21 protein-coding genes are annotated in these 22,597 nt (G+C 67.9%); 14 read left to right on the forward strand and 7 right to left on the reverse strand.

All coding sequences use genetic code 11. The annotated features are described in order from the left end of the window. Positions 1 to 58: 58 nt before the first annotated feature. The 5 genes from ACI6GS_RS01685 (at position 59) to ACI6GS_RS01705 (ending at position 5,093) form a co-directional block, all read left to right on the forward strand. A complete protein-coding gene (locus tag ACI6GS_RS01685) occupies positions 59 to 1,276 on the forward strand; it encodes an LLM class flavin-dependent oxidoreductase (RefSeq protein WP_439816039.1) in 1,218 nt (405 codons plus the stop codon). A 122-nt stretch (positions 1,277 to 1,398) separates the two neighbouring features. Next, entirely contained in the window at positions 1,399 to 2,475 is a 1,077-nt protein-coding gene (locus ACI6GS_RS01690; RefSeq protein WP_439816040.1) for a phosphotransferase, read from the forward strand. Between the two features lie 88 nt (positions 2,476 to 2,563). Then, a complete protein-coding gene (locus tag ACI6GS_RS01695; protein ID WP_439816041.1) occupies positions 2,564 to 2,944 on the forward strand; it encodes a winged helix-turn-helix domain-containing protein in 381 nt (126 codons plus the stop codon). Between the two features lie 337 nt (positions 2,945 to 3,281). Then, the gene (locus ACI6GS_RS01700; protein WP_439816042.1) at positions 3,282 to 3,731 is read left to right on the forward strand and encodes a VOC family protein; all 450 of its coding nucleotides are present in this window, start codon (positions 3,282 to 3,284) and stop codon (positions 3,729 to 3,731) included. Between the two features lie 36 nt (positions 3,732 to 3,767). Then, positions 3,768 to 5,093, forward strand: coding sequence for a hypothetical protein (locus tag ACI6GS_RS01705; protein ID WP_439816043.1), 1,326 nt, complete (start codon positions 3,768 to 3,770; stop codon positions 5,091 to 5,093). 29 nt (positions 5,094 to 5,122) lie between these two features. Here ACI6GS_RS01705 and ACI6GS_RS01710 read toward each other — a convergent pair whose 3' ends face one another. Both ACI6GS_RS01710 and ACI6GS_RS01715 read right to left on the reverse strand, forming a co-directional pair. Continuing rightward, positions 5,123 to 6,100, reverse strand: coding sequence for an NAD(P)-dependent oxidoreductase (locus ACI6GS_RS01710; protein ID WP_439816044.1), 978 nt, complete (start codon positions 6,098 to 6,100; stop codon positions 5,123 to 5,125). Positions 6,101 to 6,114: 14 nt separating this feature from the next. Next, positions 6,115 to 6,891 carry a class II aldolase/adducin family protein gene (locus ACI6GS_RS01715; protein ID WP_439816045.1) on the reverse strand — a complete coding sequence of 259 codons (777 nt, stop codon included), beginning with the start codon at positions 6,889 to 6,891 and terminating at the stop codon, positions 6,115 to 6,117. Between the two features lie 208 nt (positions 6,892 to 7,099). Here ACI6GS_RS01715 and ACI6GS_RS01720 point away from each other — a divergent pair, with 208 nt between their 5' ends. From ACI6GS_RS01720 to ACI6GS_RS01735, 4 genes are read left to right on the forward strand one after another with little or no spacing between them, the layout of a single operon-like run. After that, positions 7,100 to 7,714 carry a TetR/AcrR family transcriptional regulator gene (locus ACI6GS_RS01720; protein WP_439816046.1) on the forward strand — a complete coding sequence of 205 codons (615 nt, stop codon included), beginning with the start codon at positions 7,100 to 7,102 and terminating at the stop codon, positions 7,712 to 7,714. Between the two features lie 53 nt (positions 7,715 to 7,767). Next, positions 7,768 to 8,661: a DMT family transporter gene (locus ACI6GS_RS01725; RefSeq protein ID WP_439816047.1), complete on the forward strand. Its 894-nt coding sequence runs from the start codon at positions 7,768 to 7,770 to the stop codon at positions 8,659 to 8,661. Then, the gene (gene chrA / locus ACI6GS_RS01730) at positions 8,661 to 9,872 is read left to right on the forward strand and encodes a chromate efflux transporter (RefSeq protein ID WP_439816048.1); all 1,212 of its coding nucleotides are present in this window, start codon (positions 8,661 to 8,663) and stop codon (positions 9,870 to 9,872) included. The genes ACI6GS_RS01725 and chrA overlap by 1 nt, the downstream gene beginning before the upstream one ends. 49 nt (positions 9,873 to 9,921) lie before the next feature. Continuing rightward, positions 9,922 to 10,911, forward strand: coding sequence for a C13 family peptidase (locus ACI6GS_RS01735; RefSeq protein ID WP_439816049.1), 990 nt, complete (start codon positions 9,922 to 9,924; stop codon positions 10,909 to 10,911). A 6-nt stretch (positions 10,912 to 10,917) separates the two neighbouring features. Here the strand turns inward: ACI6GS_RS01735 and ACI6GS_RS01740 are convergent, their stop codons facing one another. Next, the gene (locus ACI6GS_RS01740) at positions 10,918 to 11,913 is read right to left on the reverse strand and encodes a LysR family transcriptional regulator (protein WP_439816050.1); all 996 of its coding nucleotides are present in this window, start codon (positions 11,911 to 11,913) and stop codon (positions 10,918 to 10,920) included. A 117-nt stretch (positions 11,914 to 12,030) separates the two neighbouring features. Here ACI6GS_RS01740 and ACI6GS_RS01745 point away from each other — a divergent pair, with 117 nt between their 5' ends. Next, on the forward strand, positions 12,031 to 12,645 hold the full coding sequence (locus tag ACI6GS_RS01745) for an FMN-dependent NADH-azoreductase (RefSeq protein ID WP_439816051.1): 615 nt from the start codon (positions 12,031 to 12,033) through the stop codon (positions 12,643 to 12,645). 30 nt (positions 12,646 to 12,675) lie between these two features. On the opposite strand, the gene ACI6GS_RS01750 is transcribed toward ACI6GS_RS01745, so the two are convergent. The 3 genes from ACI6GS_RS01750 to gltX form a co-directional block, all read right to left on the reverse strand. Beyond that, a complete protein-coding gene (locus tag ACI6GS_RS01750; protein ID WP_439816052.1) occupies positions 12,676 to 12,903 on the reverse strand; it encodes a hypothetical protein in 228 nt (75 codons plus the stop codon). Between the two features lie 57 nt (positions 12,904 to 12,960). After that, on the reverse strand, positions 12,961 to 14,247 hold the full coding sequence (gltA, locus tag ACI6GS_RS01755) for a citrate synthase (protein ID WP_439816053.1): 1,287 nt from the start codon (positions 14,245 to 14,247) through the stop codon (positions 12,961 to 12,963). Positions 14,248 to 14,392: 145 nt separating this feature from the next. Beyond that, a complete protein-coding gene (gltX, locus tag ACI6GS_RS01760; RefSeq protein ID WP_439816054.1) occupies positions 14,393 to 15,799 on the reverse strand; it encodes a glutamate--tRNA ligase in 1,407 nt (468 codons plus the stop codon). Between the two features lie 59 nt (positions 15,800 to 15,858). Between gltX and ACI6GS_RS01765 the strand changes: the two genes are divergently transcribed. Beyond that, a complete protein-coding gene (locus ACI6GS_RS01765) occupies positions 15,859 to 18,027 on the forward strand; it encodes a ComEC/Rec2 family competence protein (protein WP_439816055.1) in 2,169 nt (722 codons plus the stop codon). Positions 18,028 to 18,041: 14 nt separating this feature from the next. Next, a complete protein-coding gene (locus ACI6GS_RS01770) occupies positions 18,042 to 20,408 on the forward strand; it encodes a vWA domain-containing protein (RefSeq protein ID WP_439816056.1) in 2,367 nt (788 codons plus the stop codon). 192 nt (positions 20,409 to 20,600) lie between these two features. On the opposite strand, the gene ACI6GS_RS01775 is transcribed toward ACI6GS_RS01770, so the two are convergent. Beyond that, the gene (locus ACI6GS_RS01775) at positions 20,601 to 20,876 is read right to left on the reverse strand and encodes a BolA family protein (protein WP_439816057.1); all 276 of its coding nucleotides are present in this window, start codon (positions 20,874 to 20,876) and stop codon (positions 20,601 to 20,603) included. 110 nt (positions 20,877 to 20,986) lie between these two features. Here ACI6GS_RS01775 and ACI6GS_RS01780 point away from each other — a divergent pair, with 110 nt between their 5' ends. Together ACI6GS_RS01780 and cobS are read left to right on the forward strand one after the other, a co-directional pair. Further along, positions 20,987 to 21,571 (forward strand): J domain-containing protein, encoded by a 585-nt coding sequence (locus ACI6GS_RS01780; RefSeq protein WP_439816058.1) that lies wholly within the window; start codon positions 20,987 to 20,989, stop codon positions 21,569 to 21,571. 27 nt (positions 21,572 to 21,598) lie between these two features. Next, positions 21,599 to 22,588 carry a cobaltochelatase subunit CobS gene (cobS, locus tag ACI6GS_RS01785; RefSeq protein ID WP_439816059.1) on the forward strand — a complete coding sequence of 330 codons (990 nt, stop codon included), beginning with the start codon at positions 21,599 to 21,601 and terminating at the stop codon, positions 22,586 to 22,588. Positions 22,589 to 22,597 lie beyond the last annotated feature (9 nt).

Genomic DNA, 22,597 nt, shown 5'->3' on the forward strand with positions numbered 1-22,597 from the left:
CAGAACAGAAGCGCCCGGTATGGCCCGGGTGCCGCGCACCATCCAGGAAGGTTGACCCATGGCCGGGACCAAGCTGCGCTTCGGCGCGTTCATCGCACCGTTCCATCCGATCGACGAGAACCCCACCCTGGCGATCGAGCGGGACCTGGAACTGGTCCAGTGGATGGACAAGCTGGGCTATGACGAGGCGTGGATCGGCGAGCACCATTCCGCCGGCTACGAGATCATCGCCAGCCCCGAACTGTTCATCGCGACCGCGGCCGAGCGGACGAAGCACATCCGCCTGGGCACCGGCGTGTCGTCCCTGCCCTATCACCACCCGCTTATGCTGGCCGACCGCATCAACCAGCTGGACCACATCACGCGCGGCCGCGTCATGTTCGGCGTCGGCCCCGGCGCGCTGCCCTCCGACGCCCACATGATGGGCATCACGGTGACCAAGCAGCGCGACATGATGGACGAGGCGCTGGACGTCCTGGTGCCCCTGCTGCGCGGCGAGAAGGTCACGAAGAAGACCGACTGGTTCACCCTGAACGAAGCCCAGTTGCAGATGACGCCCTTTACCCGTCCGGGCGTCGAGATCGCGGTGGCCAGCCAGGTGTCGCCCACCGGCGCACGCGCCGCGGGGCGTCATGGCGCCGGCCTGTTGTCGATCGGGGCGACCTCGACCGGCGGCTTCAACGCGCTCGCGTCCAACTGGGCGATCTGCGAGGAGATGGCAAGGGCCAGTGGCCAGACGGTCGACCGCGGCGGCTGGCGCCTGGTCGGCCCCGTCCACATCGCCGAGACCCGCGAGAAGGCCCGCGAGAACGTGCGCTTCGGGCTTGAGAAGTGGATCTACTACTTCGCCGAGGTGGCGGCCCTGCCGCTGGCCCCGATGGAGGGCGATGCGGTCGATGCGCTGGTCGATAGCGGCCTGGCCGTGGTCGGCACGCCGGACGATGCCATCGCCCAGATCGAGCGCCTGCAGGAACAGTCCGGTGGGTTCGGCGCGTTCCTGCAGCTGGGCCACAACTGGGCCGACTTCGACAACACGAAGAAGTCCTATGAGCTGATGGCGCGCTATGTCTTCCCGCGCTTCCAGGAGCTGAACGTCAATCGCAAGGCGTCGCTCGAATGGTCGCGCGACAACCGCACCGCCTTCGTCGCCGAGACGGTGCAGGCGGTCGGCAGCCGCATCGCCCAGCACGCCCAGGAAAAGGGCACAGAGAACATCGCGCCCGAAGTGCTCGCCCTGATCGGCGATGCCGGCGCTGCGTCAAAGGCCGCACAATAGGCCTGGACGACTCGCCCGGCTTGTTCCGGGCGGGTGCGTCGCGTAGAAGTCATAATGGCTTCTAATCTGGCCCGCACGGCTCCCCCGTGCGGGCCCCTTTCTTTTCCGAGAGTGCAGCCCCCGTGACCAACCAGACCGCCGCCCCGGCGTCCGAGGCCGACCGCGCCGGCAATGTGCGTGACGCCCACCGCTTCGATCCCGCCCCGCTTGAGGCCTATCTGCGCGCCCATGTCGACGGCTTTGCCGGCGAGCTTGAGGTGCGGCAGTTCCAGGGCGGTGCCTCCAACCCCACGTTCCTGCTGACCACGCATGGCGCAGGCCAGGGCCGGCGCTATGTCCTGCGCAAGAAGCCGCCCGGCAAGCTGCTGGCATCCGCCCACGCGGTGGACCGCGAATACCGCATCATGAAGGCGCTGGGCAGCACCGATGTGCCCGTGCCGCGCATGCGGGTCCTGTGCGAGGACGACGGCGTGATCGGTACGCCGTTCTATGTCATGGACTTCCAGGAAGGGCGGATCTTCCGCTCGGCCAAGCTGCCGGGGCTGGAGCCGGCCGAGCGCAGTGCGATCTATGACGAGCTGAACCGCGTCATGACCCGCCTCCACGCCGTCGACTACCAGGCGGTTGGCCTGGGCGACTATGGCAAGCCCGGCAATTATTTCGAGCGGCAGATCGGGCGCTGGATCAAGCAGTATCGCGGGGCCCAGACCGACCAGCTGCCCACGATGGAAAAGCTGATCGACTACCTGCCGCAGCACATCCCGGCCGACGATACGACGTGCATCTCCCACGGCGACTACCGCCTGGAGAATGTGATGTTTCACAGCACCGAGCCGCGGATCGTCGCGGTACTCGACTGGGAATTGTCCACGCTGGGCCATCCGCTGGCCGACCTTGCCTATAACTGCATCCTCTACCATTCGGAATCCGAAGGCTTTGGCAGTCTGAAGGGCGTCGACTTCGCCGCGACCGGCATTCCCAGCGAGTCCGAGTACGTTGCCGCCTATTGCCGCCGGACCGGCCGCGACAGGATCGAGGATTTCGGCTTCTATCTGGGCTTCTCGATGTTCCGTTTGGCGTCGATCAGCCAGGGCGTCTACAAGCGCATCCTGGATGGCAATGCCAGTTCGGAGGCCGAGGCGATCAACGGCGCCGAACGCCTGGCCGAACTGGCCTGGGAAGCCATCGAACGCGGCTGACCTGTCTCCCCACTCATCCCCGCGAAGGCGGGAATGGGCGGGGAGAGGCAGGTGCCGGCGCCTGAGAACAAGCTAGGATGGCAGGGTGATGAAGCCGACACTCAGCCTGCGCATCGACCTGGATCCTGATGGCCGCATCGGGCCGGGCAAGATCGACCTGCTGGAGAAGATCGCAGCCTTTGGCTCGATCTCTGCCGCCGGGCGGCAGATGGGCATGTCCTATCGGCGGGCCTGGGAACTGGTCGAAGAGTTGAACACCATCTTTGGCAAGCCCGTGGTCGAGCGGCAGGTCGGCGGGCGCCAGGGCGGGGGCGCCCGGCTGACGGCGCTTGGCCTGGCCCTGGTCACCCGCTATCGCGCGATCGAGCAGGCCGCCGCCGCCGCCGCGACGCCCCACCTGGCTGCCATCCAGCGGGAAGTTGAACGGGCACCCGACCCACCGGCCGCGGAGCCACCACCATCCGCGTGATCCGCGCAAAAAAAGGGCGGCCATGACATGCACGGCCGCCCACGAAAGTCACGCGGCCCATGCCGCGAAGGGAGGAGACGCAACACAGGAGCGTCGAAGCGCGAACCCCTCGGCCCCTGACAATCCACTTTCGTGCATTGCTAGCGACTCTGATATCACATCATCTGAACACTGTGAAGCAAGGCGGCCAAAAGTTCCCCATCCTGCGCGCGTGAAAACGCGGTTCGAATTGGACTTTGACTTCACCGACCGGCGCGGCCCACCAGCCGTGCCGCACGGGTGAGACCGGCAAAAATCGTGGATCCCGGCCCGGCGCGCCCTGGCCTAGACTGTCGCGATGAGCCTCAATCCCTTCCACATCGCCTTCCCCGTCCACGACATCGCGGCGGCACGCGCCTTCTATGGCGACCTGCTGGGCTGCCCGGAAGGGCGCAGCGCTGCGTCCTGGGTGGACTTCGATCTCTATGGCCACCAGATCGTGGCGCACCTGAAGCCGAGCATGGCCCCGGTGGACGCGGCGCACCGCAATCCGGTCGACGGGCACGACGTGCCGGTGCCGCATTTCGGCGTGGTGCTGGACTGGGACGACTTCCACGCCCTGGCCGACCGGCTCAAGGCAGGCCACATGCCCTTCGTCATCGAACCCTATGTCCGCTTCAAGGGCGAGGTGGGGGAGCAGGCGACGATGTTCTTCCTGGACCCGTCCGGCAACGCGCTCGAGTTCAAGGCCTTCAAGGACCGCAGCCAGTTGTTCGCGAAGTATTCGCAGTGCAGCCCTCAGTACTGAATAAATATCGATAACTCGCACGCAATCGGAACAGCCATGGAATTAAACACACAGGCTAAGAGTTCGATAATTAGTAAACTTTCTGCAACACTACCGCTTCTGCCCATAGCATGCGGATTTTTTGTTTATAATTATTCCGAACTAGGAAAAGTTGCATTGTCCTTCCCAAGATACCGCAAGAAAATAAATGGCTTTCAAGCGGATCACACTAACACTTTTCCAGTGTTTGCTTCAGAATTTATTGCGGAACTCTTAATAAAGAAAAACGGTTTAACTATGCCATCTGGTCGAAATATAATTAACCCGTCCGATATAGTGCCCCTAGCGGATTTAATCGATCACTTAGATCCAACAGCTCTCTCACAGGATTTAATAAACGCTTACGCCTCTCTACCTTGGAAATACAAAATCCTTATCCCTGTTAACAGTGTCTTTGAGCAAGCCATTCCACCCGAACAAAACTCCACAACCATCACATCGAACATTCAGATCATCCGAACAGAACACGTGGCGGAAGTTTTTCCAACAGAGCCGACAGATCCAAATCTGCGACAGTTAATGAGGCCACGCGAAGAATTTCGCGAGAACAAATTTTTACAAGATCTATTTTCAAGCATCAACAGCTGGAAGGGTACAAAAGTCGTTCTTGCAATTGAAAAGCAAGGATTTATTGGAATTACAAGGCAGTCAGCGGCACTAGAAGAAGCACTCGGAGACACTAGGGCGATATTAGGGGCCGCTCACGCACTTGGACTAGTTCACATAGTTAGCAGGTATAGCGGCCTACCCGCAATTAGTGGATCCGCTCGTATCTATCTGTCTCAATCTGGCACCAATGAAATCTTAAAACAAACTAGTGTGCCCATTAGCGCTTACATCACAGAACCGTTCGAACAAAATAACAAGAGGGAAAGCCACAGTGATTGGCCTACAGACCTGAAAAGGTTGATATCGCTATTCCAGGATAATGAGTACTCCAGACGGATACGACTGGCTTGCCTATGGCTCTACGAAGGGCTGGCGAACACATCGCCGGTCATGGGATTTCTACAGAAAGTCATGTCCCTTGAGATACTATATGGCGTAACAGCTGACACTCAAGAATTGGCAATCGGGCCAACTATACGACAGAAAATGTCACACGCTGTAGCGACGCACCCGGTGGAACGAGACTACATCGAAGAAAATCTCAAAAAGATATATCGGATCCGATCGAAAATTGTTCACAACGGCCAAGATACCCTCTCTAACTCCGATGAATCCAGTCACCTCATTTTGGGTATACTGTGCAACTCCGCCATAATCACTGAAATCGATCTGTTACAAAGAGTAAGAGAAAGAAGGGGGTTGCTGTTTCACTAGCGTGCAGGAGGCTATGTTGGAACCAAGCCTCAAGCTGCGATGACGCGGTCCTCGGGTGGGATCAGGTTGAGCAACTCCTGCCCCTGCGCGAACCGGACCAGGTTCTCGTGGAAGAGGGCGACCACGCGATTGATCACGCCCGGGGCGCTGTAGGAAATGTGGGGCGAAATCCGCACCCGGGGGTGCGCGTAGAGCGGATCGCCCGTGGGCAGTGGCTCCGGCTCCGTCACGTCCAGGGTTGCAGCCCCCAGATGGCCGGACTCGAGCGCCGCGAGCAGCGCCGCCTGGTCCACCATGCCACCGCGGGAGACGTTGACCAAGTGGCAGCCCGGCTTCAGCTGGGCCAGGAACCGGGCATCGACCATGCCCTTGGTCTCTTCGCTGAAGGGGGCGGCGATCACGAGGTGGTCGGCCGCGGCGAGCACCTCGCCCAGGGGGCGGATCTCGACTCCGTCGGGCCCGGGCGCATTGCTGCGGCGCGCGGCCAGCACCCGCATGCCGAAGGCACGGCCCAAGTCGGCGACACGCGCCCCGATGGCGCCCAGCCCGATCAGGCCCAGCGTCGCCCCGGACAGCGTGCCCAGCGTCAGCGCGCCGCGCGTCTCGGGAGTGGGCCACGCGTCTGCCCGGTCCACGAAGATGCCCGGGATCTGCTTCACGTTGGCCAGCATCACGGCCAGGACATATTCGGCAATGGCATGCGCCGTCGTGCCCCGCGCATTGGTCAGCTGGGGCACATCGAACAGCCAGCGCGGATAGTCGTCGAGCCCGGCCGAGGCGAGCTGCACCCAGCGGGTGGCCCCGGGCCACCCCGCGGGCAGCGGCGCCTCGCCGTCCTTCAGGCTGGCATCGCGCCAGCCATGGACGACAAAGGCGCAGTCCGCGCGCGCCGGGATCTGCCAGCGCGACTCGAAGGGCAGGTCAATCACCTCCGGCTCCAGCGGATGGGCGCGCAGCAACGCACCCATCTGGCCACCGAACTGGTTCGCGACGACGATCCTTGCCACCGGTCCCGTCCGCCTCAGTTCCGGAAGCTGGGGTCCTTGCTGTCCAGCAGGCGGAACAGCGCCGGCCAGACGAGCGCGCGGCCCATCTTGTAGAAGGCGTCCTTGCCCTGCTTCTCGGTGACGCCCTGGACCGCGTCAGCCGGCCAGTGCAGCGCAGCACCGCCGGCCTGGGCCGCCACCTGCATCGCGCAGGCGCGCTCCAGGTAGTACATCCGGGTGAACGCCTCCGGCACGTCGCGGCCAACAGTCAGGGTGCCGTGGTTGCGCAGGATCATGCAGCCCTTGTCGCCCAGGTCGGCGACCAGGCGCGGCCGTTCGTCATGGTTGAGGGCGACGCCCTCGAACTCGTGATAGGCGACCTGCCCGTTCAGCAGCATGGCCGTCTGGTGGAGCGGGAGCAGGCCCTTCTCCTGGCACGAGACACCGGTCCCGGCGACGGTGTGGCAGTGCAGCACGCACTGCGCATCCTCGCGCGCGGCGTGGACCGCGGAATGGATGGTGAAGCCGGCCGGGTTCACCAGGTACTCGCTGGGCTCCACAATCTCGCCGTCCAGGTCGATCTTGACCAGGCTGGAGGCGGTGATTTCGTGGAACATCATGCCATAGGGATTGATCAGGAAATGATGCTCCGGCCCCGGCACGCGGACAGAGATGTGGGTGAAGATCAGATCGTCCCAGCCATAATGCGCCACCAGGCGATAGGCGGCGGCCAGGTCGACACGCAGGGCCCATTCCTCGGGCGAGCAGCGGTCCTTGACAGAGGGCAGGCTGCGCAGGGCGGTGGCGCTCATGAGCGATCCTCCAGATCCGGTTGAAGTGGCAGGGCAATGGGCCTGGCGCCAGTCTCGCCGACAGCCGGGCCCAGCCCAAGTGTTTTCCAGTCCGGCCGAAGGAAAGCGCAACCAGCGCGCCCGGTCAATACCGGCGGTATTGCCTCAGGCCGTCTTTGGCGGCGCACAATCGCAGGCGCAGCGCAGCACATGCTGCTAAGGTGGCGCGATGACCGTGCCGCCCGCCGCCCAGCGCCTGCCGAGCCCTGCCGACAACCTGGAAACCCGTGAGGCCATCCTTGAGGCAGCCGCGCGCGTCTTCCTGGAAAAGGGGTTCCAGGCCGCCAGCCTGAACGAGATTGCGGAGGCCGCCGGCTTCACCAAGGGGGCGGTCTATTCGAACTTCAGCGGCAAGGACGACCTGTTCCTGGAAGTCTGGCACAGCCGCATCCTGACCAGGCTGGCCAGCGCCGCCGCCGTCGGGGGGCAGATCCAGGACCCGCGCGGCCGGCTGCAGGCCCTGGCCGACGGGATCCAGCGCGACGTGACACGCGACAATTCCTGGACGCTCCTCATCATCGAGTTCCTGATCCACGCCGCCCGGCGCCCCGCGCTTCAGCGTCGCGTGGCCGAGGTGCGGGCCGAACAGCGGCGCCAGTTGGCGGCCCTGCTGGACGGCATCCTGCCCGCCGATGCCAGTGCTGAGGAACGCCGGCAAAGCGCCAGCGTGCTGGCCGCCCTCAGCAACGGCATGGCGCTGGAGCGCCTGACCGAGGACGAGATCCTGACCGTGCCGCTGCTGCGCCGCTCGCTGGACCGCCTGTTCCCCCCTGCGCAAGGGTAGCAGCACCTCAATCCCCGGGCGCCGGCCGCGTCCGCCCGCGATCGACCCCGCCCATGGACTTCATCTGGATCCCGATCACGCTGGGTGCCGCGGCATGCCAGGCGGTGCGCACGGCGCTGCAGCGCCAGATCGCGGGCGACCTCGGCCCCTGGCCCGCGACCTTCGTGCGGTGCGCCTATGGCGCGCCGCTGGCCGGGCTGTACCTGCTTGTCCTGTCCTGGTGCGGCCTGCCGGCCCCGCTGCCGACCTGGGCGGGCCTTGGCTGGGCGGCCCTGGGCGGCCTGGCGCAGATCCTGGCGACAGCCGCCCTTCTGGCGGTCATGACGCGGCGGAACCTGCCCGTGGGGACGGCCCTGTCCAAGACCGAGGTGCTGCAGGCTGGCCTGTTCGGCCTGGTGGTGCTGGGGGATCCCATCACGCCCACGGGCCTTGCCTCGATCAGCATCGCGACCATGGGCGTGATCCTGCTGTCGCTGCCCGACCGGCGCATGCCGGGCCAGGGCTTCGACCCCGGGGCCGCAGCCCTTGGCCTTGCCTCCGGCGGCCTGTTCGCCGTCTCTGGCGTGTGCTTTCGCGCCGCGTCGCTGGCGATTTCGCCCGACCAGCCGTTCACCGCCGCCGCCATGGCCCTGGTCCTGTCCACCTGTACGCAGGCGCTGATGCTGGGGCCACCCCTGGTCCATGCGGCCCCCGGGCAGATCCTGGCCCTGGCGCGCGACTGGCGGCGCTCGTTCCCGGTCGGCCTGGCCAGCATGGTCGGCTCGGCCGGATGGTTCACCGCGATGAGCCTGCGGCCGGTCGCCGATGTCCGCACGCTGGGCCTGTTCGACCTGGTCGTCACCTTCGCCCTGTCACACTTCTGGCTTAAGGAAGCAATCCGCCTGCGCGAGGTGGCCGGCGTGCTGCTGGTCGCGGGCGCCATTGTCCTGCTGCTGCAGGGCCTGTGATGCCGACCGACGCCGCCCCAGCCCCCACGCCCCCCGCCACGTCCCCCGCCACGCCCCTGGGCAGCGTGGGCGAAGTGTTCCTGGCCTTCCTCCGCCTGGGCCTGACCTCGTTCGGCGGGCCGATCGCGCATCTTGGCTATTTCCGGGAGGACCTGGTGGTCCGGCGCCGCTGGCTGGACGAGGCGCACTATGCCGACATGGTGGCGCTGTGCCAGTTCCTGCCCGGTCCCGCGTCCAGCCAGGTCGGCTTCGCCCTGGGGGTGCTGCGTGGCGGCGGCCTGGCCGGCGGCATCGCCGCCTGGATCGCCTTCAGCCTGCCCTCCGCCCTGGTCCTGGGCCTGGCCGCCCTGTTCGCCGGCCAGTGGACCGAAGGACCGGCGGCGGGCCTGATCCATGGACTGAAGCTGGTCGCCGTGGCAGTCGTCGCGCAGGCCGTGTGGGGCATGGCGCGCAGCCTGGCCGCCGATCGGCCGCGGGCCGGGATCGCCCTGGCCGCCGTGCTTCTTGTGACCTTTGTCGGGGGCGCCCTAGGCCAGCTGGCGGCCATCGTGATGGGTGCGCTGGCCGGCCGTCTGCTCTGCCCCGGCGCAAGCCCCATTGTTGTGGGTCCGTCGGCGCCACTGGTGCCCCGCACCGCGGCGCTGCTGGCCCTCGGCCTGTTCGTGCTCCTTCTGATGCTGCCGCTGGCGCTGCCAAGCCCGGCGGCGGCGCTGTTCGGGTCCTTCTATCGCTCGGGTGCGTTCGTCTTCGGCGGGGGCCATGTCGTCCTGCCCCTGCTGCAGGAGGCGGTCGTCGCCCCCGGCTGGGTCAGTCGCGAGTCCTTCCTGGCGGGCTATGGCCTGGCCCAGGCAGTGCCGGGCCCGCTGTTCACCTTCGCGGCCTGGCTGGGCATGGAGGCGATGGGGCCCGGGGGCGCCCTTCTGGGCCTGGTCGCGCTGTCCCTGCCGGGTCTGCTGCTGGTCTATGGCACGCTGCCGTTCTGGGATTGGCTGCGCTGCGCGGGGGGAGCCCAGGCGGCCATGCGCGGGGCCAACGCCGCCGTGGTGGGCGTGCTGGGGGCCGCACTCCATGACCCGGTCTGGACCAGTGCGGTCCTGACGCCCGGCGACTTCGCGGTGGCGCTTGCCGGCTTCCTGGCCCTGGTCGTGTGGCAGGCGCCACCCATCCTGGTCGTGCTGGTCCTCGGCGGGTTCGGCGTCGCCCTGGCCTAAGCTTTTGCCAGGCTGGCCAGGGAGGAAGCGCTGCTGTCAGAATGGTGCGGTGCAGTTCAACCTCTCCCGGGCCCTGCGGCCAGCCCTGAACCTTGCAGCGCTCAGCCTGGGCGGGCTGCTGGCGGCCTGCGGCGGTGTGGTCTACCTGTCGCCCCCGGGGCCGGAGCCCGAAGCGGTCACAACGACCAGTGCCGCCATGCCGGCAGCACCCCTTCCCACGGCGAGCGCAGGGCCCAGCGAGCCGCCGCCCATTCCGGTGATGCAGGTGCCGGGCGCGCAGGCCGACCTGATGGCCGACACGATCGCCCGCATTGCCCGGGGCATGCCCGGCCGACCGGAAGTCTTCTTCGTCGGACTGGGCGGCGATGCGCGGCAGGATGTCTTCCTGACCGAGTCCACCCTGGCCCACGACCTGCTGACCCAGCGCTTCGCGGCCCAGGACCGGGCGGCGCTGCTGGTCAACAACCCGGCCACGACCGCACGCCTGCCCATTGCCGACCTGGTCAACCTGCGCGACGTCGTGGTGGCGATGGGCGCGCGGATGAACCGCGAGGAGGACGTGCTGGTCCTGTTCATGACCTCTCACGGGGATCCGCGGCACAACCTGGCCCTGGACTTCCCGCCGCTGAAGATCGAGGACCTGAACCCCGCGGCGCTGAAGGCTATCCTGGACGAGGCCGGCATCCAGTGGCGGGTCATCATCGTCTCCGCCTGCTATTCGGGTGGTTATGTCCCGGTCCTGGCCGACGAGCGCACCCTGATCGTGACCGCCGCCGCCCGCGACCGCACATCGTTCGGATGCAGCGACGATGCCGTGCTGACCTTCTTTGGCCGGGCCTATCTGGACCACGCGATGCGCGCGGGCCACGGCTTTGTCTCTGCCCACGAGGCAGCCCAGATGGAGATCCGCAACTGGGAGAATGCCGAGGGCTACATCCCCTCGAACCCGCAGATCTCGGTTGGCCGCCTGATGCCGGAAAAGCTCAAGGCGATCGAGGCTGCGGCCCGGAGCGCCAGGCCCGCCGGCCCGACGCAATAGCGACGTTCAAAGCGCGGCCTGAAGGGCGGGTGCGGCCTCGGCCGGGGCTGTCCCCTTCCGCGCCGCGGCCTGCGCCGCCAGCCAGCACGGGTCCCAGGTCGGTTCGGGCCCCATGCGTTCCGCCAGGAAATCGACCAGGGCCCGCACCCGCGCCGTCAGGGCCCGGCCCGGCGGCATCACGGCGAAGATCGTCCCGTCCTCCAGGCTGAACTCGTCCAGGATCACCTTCAGCTCGCCCGACTGCAGGCCGGGGCTGGCGATGAAGGTGGGAAAGATGCCGATGCCAAGGCCGGCGACCGCGGCGCTGCACAGCACTTCCCCATTGTCGGCGCGCAGGCGGCCGCGCACGCGGATGACTTCCGGCCGGCCGTTGACCAGGAAGCGCCACTGGTCCGATCCGACATTGGCATAGTGCAGGACGGAATGGTCGGCCAGGTCCCGCGGGTGGCGCGGCGTGCCGTGGCGCTCCAGGTAGGCGGGACTGGCGACCACGACATGGCGCGCCCGGGTCAGCCGCCGGGCCATCAGGCTGGAATCGGGAAGGGCGGCAGAGGCGACCCGCACCGCCAGGTCGAAGCCGCCACCGACCAGGTCGACGCGCCGGTCGTCCAGCGAGAGGTCCACCGCCACGCGGGGATGGGCCAGCATGAACTCCGCCAGCAGAGGCCCCAGATAGCGCACGCCGAACGTGTGCGGCGCGGTGATGCGGATCGAGCCCGCGATCTCGGACACCGCCTCGGCCACTTCCTCGTGCGCCGCTTCCAGCGAGGCAAGGACGTTCGACAGCCGGCCGTAATAGGCCTGGCCCACGGCCGTTGCCTGGGCGCCACGCGCGGTGCGGGTGAGGAGGCGGGCGCCCAGTCCCTCTTCAAGCCGGGCAACGCGGCGGCTGAGCAGCGACTTCGAGAGGCCCAGGCGTTCGGCCGCACGGCCGAACGAGCCCGTCTCCACCACCCGCACAAAAGCCAGGACATCCGAGAGATCGACTGGAGCCTGTTTCATGATCTGCAACGTCTCCTTGTCGATTGTCACTCTACTGTCAACGCCCGGCGGGATCCACATTCACGGTCATCAGGGACGACCGGCGTGCCACGGGGCACGGTCAACAGGAGGTATACGATGACCAAGGTGCTTTTGATCCGCAGCAGCCTGGCCGGCGCGGCATCCGTGTCCAACGCCCTGCTCGACCAGTTGGTCGACCATTGGCGGGTAGGCGCTGACGACCTGATCGTGCGCGACCTGGCCGGCGAGCCGGTCCCGCACCTGGTGCACGAGACGGTCGGCGCCATCCGTGGCGGTGCCGCGACCGACCAGGAGCGTGCGACGCTGGCCCTGTCGGATCGCCTGATCGCCGAGGTCCAGGCGGCGGACGTGCTGGTGATCGGCGTGCCGATGTACAATTTCGGCATTCCGTCGACGCTGAAGACGTGGTTCGACCATGTCCTGCGCGCCGGGGTCACCTTCCGCTATGGCGCGGCAGGGCCGGAAGGACTGGTCACCAACAAGCGTGCGGTGGTCGTGGAGACGCGGGGCGGGATCTACGCGCAGGGCCCGAATGCGGCGGCGGACGCGCAGGAGCCGCATCTGCGCACGCTGCTGGGCTTCATCGGGATCACCGACGTAACCTTCGTCCGGGCCGAGGGCCTTGCCATGGGCAGCGAGTATGCCGAACGCGCCGTGGCCCAGGCTCGGACGGCGCTGGCCAGCCTGAGCCCCGCGGCGTTGGCGGCCTGACCGGCTTCACCCGCCGGCCCTGGCATCCGATCAGCCGAGCAGAAGCCAGGTCGCCAGGACCAGGGCCGTCGCGGCCAGGCCCAGGCCGATCGCCGCCCGGCGAACCTTGAGGCGCAAGGGGGCGGGATTGTCATTGGCGGCAGGTCCAAGGCGGACACGCGCCGCCGTGACATGACGCAGGGATCGCGCGCCAAGGGGGGCAGGCGGCGCCGGCGGGCGGCGCGCCTTGAACGGAGGGCCGGGAGCGCGTTCCTCCATCGCCCTCCCCCCGTCAGAGGCCCGGCTTCGGGCCGCTTGGCGCGCGCCGGTCCATGGCTACCGCTGGTCCACGGGAACGAACTTGCGATAGGGCTGGCCCGTGTAGAGCTGACGCGGCCGGCCGATCTTCTGGCTGGGATCGGCGATCATCTCGTTCCACTGCGCGACCCAGCCGACCGTGCGCGCCAGCGCGAACAGGGCGGTGAACATGGTCGTGGGGAAACCGATCGCCTGCAGGATGATGCCCGAGTAGAAGTCCACGTTGGGGTAGAGCTTCTTCTCGATGAAATAGCTGTCGTTGAGCGCGATGTGCTCAAGCTCCATGGCGACCTGGAGCAGCGGCTCGTCCCGCTTGTTCAGCTTGTCCAGCACCTCGTGGCAGGTCTGCTGCATGACCTTGGCGCGCGGGTCGTAGTTCTTGTAGACGCGGTGGCCAAAGCCCATCAGGCGGAACGGGTCGTCCTTGTCCTTGGCGCGGCGGACATACTCGGGGATGCGATCGGGGGTGCCGATCTCCTTCAGCATGTTCAGCGCGGCCTCGTTCGCACCGCCATGCGCCGGGCCCCACAGGCAGGCAATGCCGGCGGCGATGCAGGCGAACGGGTTGGCGCCCGACGAGCCGGCCAGGCGCACGGTCGAAGTCGAGGCGTTCTGCTCATGGTCGGCATGCAGGATGAAGATGCGGTCCATGGCGCGCACGATCACCGGATCGGCCTTGTACGGCTCGCACGGCACGCCGAACGTCATCTGCAGGAAATTCTCGGCATAGCTAAGATTGTTCTGCGGATACTGGAAGGGCTGGCCGACCGAATACTTGTACGCCATGGCGGCGATCGTCGGCATCTTCGCGATCAGGCGGAAGCTGGCGATCATCCGCTGCCGCTCGTCATTGATGTCGATCGAGTCGTGATAGAACGCGGACAGCGCGCCGACCACGCCGCACATGATCGCCATCGGGTGGGCGTCGCGCCGGAAGCCGCGGTAGAAGGTGGCGATCTGCTCGTGCAGCATCGTGTGATAGGTCACGCTGCGCTCGAATTCGACCTTCTGCTTGGCGTTCGGCAGCTCTCCGTACAGGAGGAGGTAGCACACCTCCATGAAGTCGCTCTCGACCGCCAGCTCGTCGATCGAATAGCCGCGATGCAGCAGCACGCCCTCGTCGCCGTCGATATAGGTAATGGCGCTGTCGCAGCTGGCCGTGGACGTGAAGCCCGGGTCATAGGTGAAGTGTCCGGTCTTGGCATAGAGCTGGCGGACGTCGATCACCTTCGGCCCGACCGTGCCCGACAGGACGGGGAAGGTCGATTCCTTGCCGCTTTCGACCAGCTTCACCTGTTCCGTCATCCTGTCCCCGCGTTGTTCGATTATGCTCCATGAGGGCGTTGCCGGCCCCGCACCGACCACTATAGCCCCCTGCGTCGCGGGCGGGTAGGGGCCGCGTCGACGGCCCCGCCAAATGGTCAGTGACACTGACCTGAATGGTGCCGCCTCAGCGCCCCGCCAGCGCGTCGGCGATGCGCCCAAGCGCCTGGTCCCGGCCCAGGTTTTCCGCCACTTCAAACACCGGGGGAGAGGTCAGGCGCCCGGCCAGAGCGGCGCGCAGGGGCTGCGCCACCGCCCCCAGCTTCAGGCCTGCTTCCTCCGCATGGGCGCGCGCGGCAGCTTCCAGGCCGGCCGCGGTCCAGTCGGGAAGATCCGCGATCCGCTCGGCCATGGCGCGCAGCACGGCAGCCCCCCCGTCGGCCAGCAGGGCCGCCGCCTTGGCATCCAATGCCAGCGGTCGCGCCTGGACATAGAACGACGCCGCATCGGCCAGGTCGACCAGCGTCCGGCTGCGCTCCTTGAGCCCCGGCATGGCCCGTGTGAGCAGGGCAAGCCCCGCCGCATCCGGCCTGGGCGTCAGGCGTTCCGCCACCAGCGCGGCGAGGCGGGCATCGTCCGCCGCCTTCATGTAGTGCGCGTTGAGATGGGTGAGCTTAGCCATGTCGAAGCGCGAGGGAGAGCGGCCGACGGCGTCCATGTCGAACCAGGCGATCGCTTGCTCGGTCGAGATGATCTCTTCGTCGCCATGCGACCAGCCCAGGCGCAGCAGATAGTTGCGCACGGCCTCCGGCAGGAAGCCCAGGTCGTCGCGATAGGCCTCGACCCCCAGGGCACCATGGCGCTTGGACAGCTTGGCCCCGTCCGGCCCATGGATCAGCGGGATGTGCCCAAAGCGCGGCACGTCCCAGTCCATCGCGCGATAGATCTGCACCTGGCGGAACGTGTTGGTCAGGTGGTCGTCGCCGCGAATGACGTGGGTGATGCCCATGTCATGGTCATCGACCACGACCGACAGCATGTAGGTGGGCGTCCCGTCAGAGCGGAGCAGGACCATGTCGTCCAGTTCCTGGTTGCCGACGCGCACCACGCCCTGCACCAGGTCGTCGACGACCGTCTCGCCCGTCTGCGGCGCCTTCAGCCGCACGACGGGTTTCACGCCGGCGGGCGCCGTCGCCGGGTCGCGGTCGCGCCAGCGGCCGTCATAGCGGGGCGGGCGACCTTCCTTCTTGGCCGTCTCCCGCATCTCCGCCAGTTCCTCAGGCGTCGCATAGCAGTGATAGGCCAGCCCCTTGGCCATCATCTGATGCGCCACCTCCGCATGGCGGGCGGCGCGCGCGAACTGGAAGACCGGCTCCTCGGGGCTGTCGATGCCAAGCCAGGCCAGACCGTCGAAGATCTTGGCGATCGCATCCTCGGTCGAGCGGGCGCGGTCGGTATCCTCGATGCGCAGCAGGAACGTGCCCCCGTGATGGCGGGCATAGAGCCAGTTGAACAGCGCGGTGCGGGCACCGCCAATGTGGAGATAGCCGGTCGGCGAGGGCGCGAAGCGGACGATGGGGGCGGGCCTGGACATGGCGCTGGCGCTAGCACATCGCGCGCGAAATCGCGAGGGGGCCGCGCTAGGCTGACGGCGTGGAGGGGATTGTCCGCTGGCTGCGGGCCCTGAGGGGCCAGGCGCGCACCGACCTGGCCCTGTGGGTGCCGGTCGCCATGGGCGTGGGCATCGGCCTCTATTTCGCGCAAGGCACGGAGCCGCACCGTCTGGTGGGCGCGGCCCTGCTGGCCGCCGCCCTGGCGGCGACTGCCCTGCGCCGGCGCTGGCCCTGGCTGCAGCGCCCAATGGTCCTGGTCGTGGCGCTGGCGCTGGGGTTCGCGGCGATCCAGGTCCGCGCGGGCCTGGTGGGCGGCCCGGTCATCGCCCAGCGCCTGGGCGCGGTCGAGGTCACGGGCCTGGTGCGCGAAGCGGAACGCACCGGCCCGTCCAGCTTGCGCGCGGTGCTGGCGGACCTGCACATCGCCGGCCTGGCGCCGGAAGCGACGCCACGACGCCTGCGCCTGACACTGCGGACGCCGGGCCTGGCGGTACCGCTGCCCGGTACGCGCATCCGGGTGCGCGCGCTGGTCCAGCCGGTGCCGGGGCCGGTGGCACCGGGGGCCTATGACTTCGGGCGCAGCCTGTGGTTCGCGGGGATCGGCGGCCTGGGCATCGCGCTGGGGCCGCCAGACGTCCTGGGCGCGGAGGGCGGCCTTCAGGCGACGCTGGCGGCGCTGCGGGTCGCGTCGGCCGAGCGGATCGTGGCGGCACTTCCCGGCAATGCCGGAACCATCGCCGCCGCCCTGATCGTCGGCGAACGCGGCGCCATGTCGGACGAGGCGGAACAGGCCTGGCGCGATTCCGGCCTGACCCACATCCTGTCGATCTCGGGCCTGCACATGACCATCGTGGGCGGGCTGGTCTTCGTCGGCCTGCGCCGCCTGCTGGTCCTGGTGCCGGCCTTGGCGCTGCGCTTTCCCGTCAAGAAGTGGGCCGCCGCCGGGGCGCTGCTGACGACCGCCGGCTATGTCGTGTTCAGCGGCGGCGGCCCCCCGGCCGAGCGGTCGTTCGTGATGATGGCGGTGATGCTGCTGGCGGTGCTGTTCGACCGCACGGCCGTCACGCTGCGCGCGGTGGCCCTGGCGGCGCTGATCCTGCTGCTTCTGCGCCCTGAAAGCCTGCTGGACATCGGCTTCCAGATGTCGTTCGCGGCGGTGACGGCCCTGATCGCCGCCTATGAGGCGCTGCGCGACCGTGGGCCCCGGCGGGCGGAACTCGGCCTGGCCGGGCGCATCGGCCTGGGCCTGGGCGGCATCGCCTTCAGCGGCCTGATCGCGGGCGTGGCGACGGCCCCGTTCGGCGTGTTTCATTTCAACCAGACGGCAGTCTATGGCATGGCGGCCAACCTGGTCGCGGTACCGCTGACCAGCCTGTGGATCATGCCCTGGGGCGTGGTCGCGGCCCTCACCTTGCCCGTGGGGCTGGAGGCGACGCCGCTCGCCCTGATGGGCGCCGGGATCGACCTGGCCGATGCGGTCGCCAACACCGTCGCGCGCTGGCCGGGCGCCGTCCTGCCGGTGCCGTCCTTCGGCCTGGGCGCCCTGCTGGTCCTGGTGGCGGCGGGCCTGTGGCTGTGCCTGTGGCGGGGCCCCGTCCGACTTCTGGCGCTGACGGGCCTGGCGCTGGGCCTGATCCTGGCTGCGTCGGACACGCCGCCCGACGCGCTGATCGGTGACGAGGGGCGCAGCCTGGCGCTGGTGCAGGGCGAACAGCTGGGGGTGCTGGGGAGCACCCGCGGCTTCGCCGTGCGGGCCTGGGCCCGGCGCGCGGGGGCGACACCCGTCGCCATGGCGACACTCGCGCCGTGTGATTCCCTGGGTTGCGTGGTTCAGGTCCAGGGCCAGCGCCTGGCCCTGATCACGCGGGCCGAGGCGGGCGAGGAGGACTGCTCGCCCGATGCGATCGTGCTGAGCCTGGCGCGGCTTGGCCGCTCCTGTCCCGCCCGGCTGGTGATCGACGCCACAGACGTGCGCCGCGCCGGCACGCACGCTGTGACCCTGGGGCCGGCAGGTCCGGTGGTCGAGACTGTCGCCGCCTGGCGCGGCGTACGGCCCTGGGTCGGCCGGCGCAGTGCGCCGCCTGTGCGGGAGCGCCGCGAAATGCCCGCGACTTCCCCACAATCGAGTCGCAATGCCGCCCCCGGCTCGCCACAATCACAAGGCGAGATCGAAGACATCGATACCAGCGTCGAACCGACGTCTGACTGAGGGGATGACCAGGAATGAACCCGTTCCGCCAGTTCCGCCCGCGCCGCCTGGCCAGTGCCGGACGCGCGATGCTTGTCTCTGCCCTTGCCCTCCTGGCGGCGGAGCCGGCCTTCGCCTTCGCGATCAACGTCGAGGAAAACGGCCAGGCTGAACTCGTCCCGCTCTACAGCCGGACGGACGGGCTGGTGATCGGCACCGCGCAGACGCTGGCGACGCTGCAGGGCGGACAGTTGCAAATGCAGTCCGCGCCGGCCGCCGACGCCGCGGCCGCGCTGGCGGCGATCACCCATTTCGTCGCGCGTAGCGGGGCCGATCCCGACGCCCGTCTGCTGGTCTGGATCGACGGCGTGCCCGACCTGACGGCCGAGGCCCTGCGCGAAGCACTGCGCGTCGCCTCGGCCCGGCACATCCTGGTGGTGCATAATGGCTGCGGCACGCCCCCCGCAGCCGACGGCACGCAGCCCGCCGGCACCCTGACGCGGGAGGCGCTGCTGCCGGGCCGGCAGTTGCTGGCCCATTGCGGCCAGCCCGACCCCGACTTGGCCCAGGCCTTCATCACCGGGGTGCGGCAGGGCACCTCGGCCGACGACAATGGCGACGGCTTCGTCACGGCCCGCGAACTGGCGGCCGAACTGGATGATGTCGTCCTGGCGACGCTTGAACCCGCCCTGCCGGGTGACACCGTCTTCAACGCCGGCGGCTTCAACCCAGCCAACGCGGCGACCAACGATGCCTTCACTGCGTTGATGCCCTCTACGGTGGCGCCACCTCCGCCTCCTCCTCCTCCGCCGCCGCCTCCCCCGCCGCCACCTGCCATGGAGCCACCGCCGCCGGTCGGGGCGCTGATGGAGAGCCTGCCTGAACGGAGCGCGCAGGCCGCGGCACCGCCCAGCACCGGAGCGCTTTATCGCGCACAGCGGCCGGCGGCGAGCATCGTGGCGCCCAGCCCGATGCCCTACCCTGCACCCGCCGACACCGAACGCTACCCCGACGCCAAGGCGAACCCGGTCAAGATCACGCGGGAGGAGCCCGTCTCCACCTTCTCGATCGACGTCGACACGGCCTCGTATGCCAATGTCCGGCGCTTCCTGCGCAATGGCCAGATGCCACCGGCCGATGCGGTGCGGGTCGAGGAACTGGTCAACTATTTCGACTACGCCTATCCGGTGCCGGAGGATCGCACCCGGCCGTTCAGCGTGACGACCGGCGTTGCCGTCACCCCCTGGAACGCCCATACGCGCCTGCTGCAGATCGGCATCCAGGGCCACGACATCGTCCAGTCTGAGCGGCCGGCCGCCAACCTGACCTTCCTGCTCGACGTCTCAGGCTCGATGGGCGCACCCGACAAGCTGCCGCTGCTGCAGCAGGCGCTGCGCATGCTGGTGGGCGAGTTGCGGCCGCAGGACCATGTCGCGATCGTGGTCTATGCCGGCAGTGCCGGCACCGTGCTGGAGCCCACGTCCGGCAAGGACAAGGGCCGGATCCTGCGGGCCATCGACAACCTCTCGGCCGGCGGCTCGACCGCTGGCGCGCAGGGGATCGAGCGGGCCTACGAGCTGGCGCGGCAGACCTTCGACGAGAAGGCGGTCAACCGCGTGATCCTGGGCACCGATGGCGACTTCAACGTCGGCATCACGGATCCCAAGCGCCTGGAGGATTTCGTCGCCACCCAGCGCAAAACCGGCATCTACCTGACCATCATGGGCTTTGGCCAGGGCAACCTGAACGACGCCCTGGTGCAGACCCTGAGCCAGGCCGGCAACGGCAACGCCGCCTATATCGACGGCCTGTCGGAGGCACGCAAGGTGCTGGTGGAGGACATGGCCTCGACCGTCTTCCCCATCGCCGACGACGTGAAGATCCAGGTCGAGTTCAATCCGGCGACCGTCGCCGAATACCGGCTGATCGGCTATGAGACGCGCCTGCTGAACCGCGAGGACTTCAACAACGACGCGGTCGACGCGGGCGAGGTCGGCGCCAATGCGTCCGTCACCGCGCTCTACGAGGTGACGCCGGTGGGCTCGGCCGCGGTGCTGGTCGATCCGCTGCGCTATGGCGGGGACGCGGCGCCGGAGGGCAGTCCGTCGGGCGAACTGGCGTTCGTGAAGATCCGCTACAAGCTGCCCGGCGAGGGGACGAGCACGCTGATCGAGCAGCCGGTCATGCCGCAGGCGACGCCGGAGCCGTCGGCAGATTTCCGCTTCGCGACGGCGGTCGCCGGCTTTGGCCAGCTCCTGCGCCAGGATGCCTACCTGAAGGCATTCACCTATGACGACGTGGTGCGCCTGGCGCAGGGGTCGCGCGGCTCCGACCCCGAGGGCTGGCGCGGCGAGTTCATCCAGCTTGTCCGGCTGGCGCAGACCCTGAGCCCGACGCGCTGATCGCGTTGCGCCGACCCGCCCCCTCTCCCGCCGAAGGTGGGAGAGGGTTGAGGTGAGGGCGGGGGGCAGCAGCTTCCGCCCGCGAGCGGGTCGTCGGTCCGGGACACCGCCCCCACCCCGCCCTCCTCCATCGCTTCGCGACCGGGGAGGGTTCTTGGGACGACGGTCGCGGCGGATGGTCGCGGAGGCGGCTCAGGCGCCGGCTTCGCCAGGGGCCGCGGCCTCGATCGCCAGGGCATGCAGGCCGGCCTCAAGCTCTGCTGCCAGCGCCTGGTTCACCTGGCGATGGCGGGCGACACGGGACAGGCCGGCAAAGGCGGGGGCGACGATGCGCACCCGGAAATGCGTCTCTCCCCCTGGCCGGGCCCCGGCATGGCCGGCGTGCTGGTGCGACTCGTCGACGACGTCGAGCAGTGTGGGGGAGAAGCGTTGCGCCAGGGCGGCGCGGATGCGTTCCGATCGGGACATTCTACGTTCCTTTGCGCGTTTGCACAGCCCATGGCCGTGCCGCCCGGCCATGTGTTCAGCGCACGCGGGCCGCCTTGTCCAGAGGGAGCGCACCTCCCATACTCCGCGCCGTGAGGAGACGACGTTCAGCCTTTGCCGGCGAGGTCGAGGACGAGGTCGCGGGCGAACGGGCCTGCGACGCGGACGGCTGCGCCAATCCCGGACGCTTCCGGGCGCCCCGGCGCCGTGCCAGCACGGAGCCGCTGCGCTGGCTATGCCTGGACCACATCCGCGAAGCCAATGCCAGCTGGAACTACTTCGAAGGCATGGGCCAGGACGACCTGGTCGCCTACCAGCGCAACGATCCGACCTGGCACCGCCCGACCTGGAAGATGGGACAGGAGCGCCGGCTGGCCTTCGACCCCGGCATGGACGATCCCCTGGGGATCCTGACGGGGGTGTTCGGCCTGGGTCCCGCGGGCGCGGGGCCGCAGCCGGAACCCAGCCGCGAACGCCGCCTGCCGGACCTTGTCCGCCGCGCCTTCGAGGCCCTGGACATGAGCCCTTCGGCCAGTTTTCAGGATATCAAAACGCGCTATAAAGAGTTGGTGAAGCGCTATCATCCGGATCTCAATGGCGGCGACCGTTCAAGCGAAGAGCGGCTGAAGCAGGTGATCCAGGCCTATAATCACCTGCGTGCCAGCGGCTATTGCTGAGCCCATGAAGAAGCCAAGGTTCGATACATGACCGCATCGTCCGAGTTTCCTGCCAATGGTCTTCCCGACACCAAGCTGTCGGTCCGGGAGGTCTTTGGCATCGATTCCGATCTTCAGGTGCCTGCGTTCTCGGTGCCCAACGAATACGTTCCCGACGTCGACTCCGCCTATCGCTTCGACAGGGACACGACGCTCGCGATCCTGGCGGGCTTTGCCTATAACCGCCGTGTGATGGTCCAGGGCTATCACGGCACCGGCAAGTCGACCCATATCGAGCAGGTCGCCGCCCGTCTGAACTGGCCCTGCATCCGCGTCAACCTGGACAGCCACATCAGCCGCATCGACCTGGTGGGCAAGGACGCGATCGTCATCAAGGACGGCAAGCAGGTTACCGAGTTCCGCGAGGGCATCCTGCCCTGGGCGCTGCAGCACCCCACCGCCATCGTCTTCGACGAGTACGACGCCGGCCGGCCGGACGTGATGTTCGTGATCCAGCGCGTGCTCGAGATCGAGGGCAAGCTGACGCTGCTGGACCAGAACCGCGTGATCCGGCCGCATCCGTCGTTCCGCCTGTTCTCGACCACCAACACGATCGGCCTGGGCGACACGACGGGCCTCTATCACGGCACGCAGCAGATCAACCAGGGCCAGATGGACCGCTGGTCGATCGTCACCACGCTCAATTACCTCCCCCATGACGAGGAGGCGAAGATCGTGCTGGCCAAGTCGCCGACCTATGACACGCCGGAGGGGCGCAAGAGCATCGCCGCGATGGTGTCGGTCGCCGACCTGACGCGCGCCGGCTTCATCGCAGGCGACATCTCGACCGTGATGAGCCCCCGCACGGTCATCACATGGGCCGAGAATGCGCGCCTGTTCAACGACATCGGCTTCGCCTTCCGGGTGACCTTCCTGAACAAGTGCGATGAGGTCGAGCGGTCGAGCGTGGCCGAGTACTATCAGCGCTGCTTCGGCAAGGAACTGCCGGAATCGGCGGCCGCCCTGCGGCTGATGTAGTCGGGACGG

This window comes from Zavarzinia sp. CC-PAN008 (assembly GCF_051903925.1).
Classification (GTDB): Bacteria; Pseudomonadota; Alphaproteobacteria; order Zavarziniales; family Zavarziniaceae.

Coding starts and splice junctions, on each gene's coding strand:
- ACI6GS_RS01775 (WP_439816057.1), bottom strand. CDS start 20,876: ATGTCCCGATCGGAACGCATCCGCGCCGCCCTGGCGCAACGCTTCTCC.
- ACI6GS_RS01770 (WP_439816056.1), top strand. CDS start 18,042: ATGAACCCGTTCCGCCAGTTCCGCCCGCGCCGCCTGGCCAGTGCCGGA.
- ACI6GS_RS01685 (WP_439816039.1), top strand. CDS start 59: ATGGCCGGGACCAAGCTGCGCTTCGGCGCGTTCATCGCACCGTTCCAT.
- ACI6GS_RS01740 (WP_439816050.1), bottom strand. CDS start 11,913: ATGAAACAGGCTCCAGTCGATCTCTCGGATGTCCTGGCTTTTGTGCGG.
- ACI6GS_RS01720 (WP_439816046.1), top strand. CDS start 7,100: ATGACCGTGCCGCCCGCCGCCCAGCGCCTGCCGAGCCCTGCCGACAAC.
- ACI6GS_RS01725 (WP_439816047.1), top strand. CDS start 7,768: ATGGACTTCATCTGGATCCCGATCACGCTGGGTGCCGCGGCATGCCAG.
- ACI6GS_RS01700 (WP_439816042.1), top strand. CDS start 3,282: ATGAGCCTCAATCCCTTCCACATCGCCTTCCCCGTCCACGACATCGCG.
- chrA (WP_439816048.1), top strand. CDS start 8,661: ATGCCGACCGACGCCGCCCCAGCCCCCACGCCCCCCGCCACGTCCCCC.
- ACI6GS_RS01715 (WP_439816045.1), bottom strand. CDS start 6,891: ATGAGCGCCACCGCCCTGCGCAGCCTGCCCTCTGTCAAGGACCGCTGC.
- gltA (WP_439816053.1), bottom strand. CDS start 14,247: ATGACGGAACAGGTGAAGCTGGTCGAAAGCGGCAAGGAATCGACCTTC.
- cobS (WP_439816059.1), top strand. CDS start 21,599: ATGACCGCATCGTCCGAGTTTCCTGCCAATGGTCTTCCCGACACCAAG.
- ACI6GS_RS01705 (WP_439816043.1), top strand. CDS start 3,768: ATGGAATTAAACACACAGGCTAAGAGTTCGATAATTAGTAAACTTTCT.
- ACI6GS_RS01695 (WP_439816041.1), top strand. CDS start 2,564: ATGAAGCCGACACTCAGCCTGCGCATCGACCTGGATCCTGATGGCCGC.
- gltX (WP_439816054.1), bottom strand. CDS start 15,799: ATGTCCAGGCCCGCCCCCATCGTCCGCTTCGCGCCCTCGCCGACCGGC.
- ACI6GS_RS01745 (WP_439816051.1), top strand. CDS start 12,031: ATGACCAAGGTGCTTTTGATCCGCAGCAGCCTGGCCGGCGCGGCATCC.
- ACI6GS_RS01750 (WP_439816052.1), bottom strand. CDS start 12,903: ATGGAGGAACGCGCTCCCGGCCCTCCGTTCAAGGCGCGCCGCCCGCCG.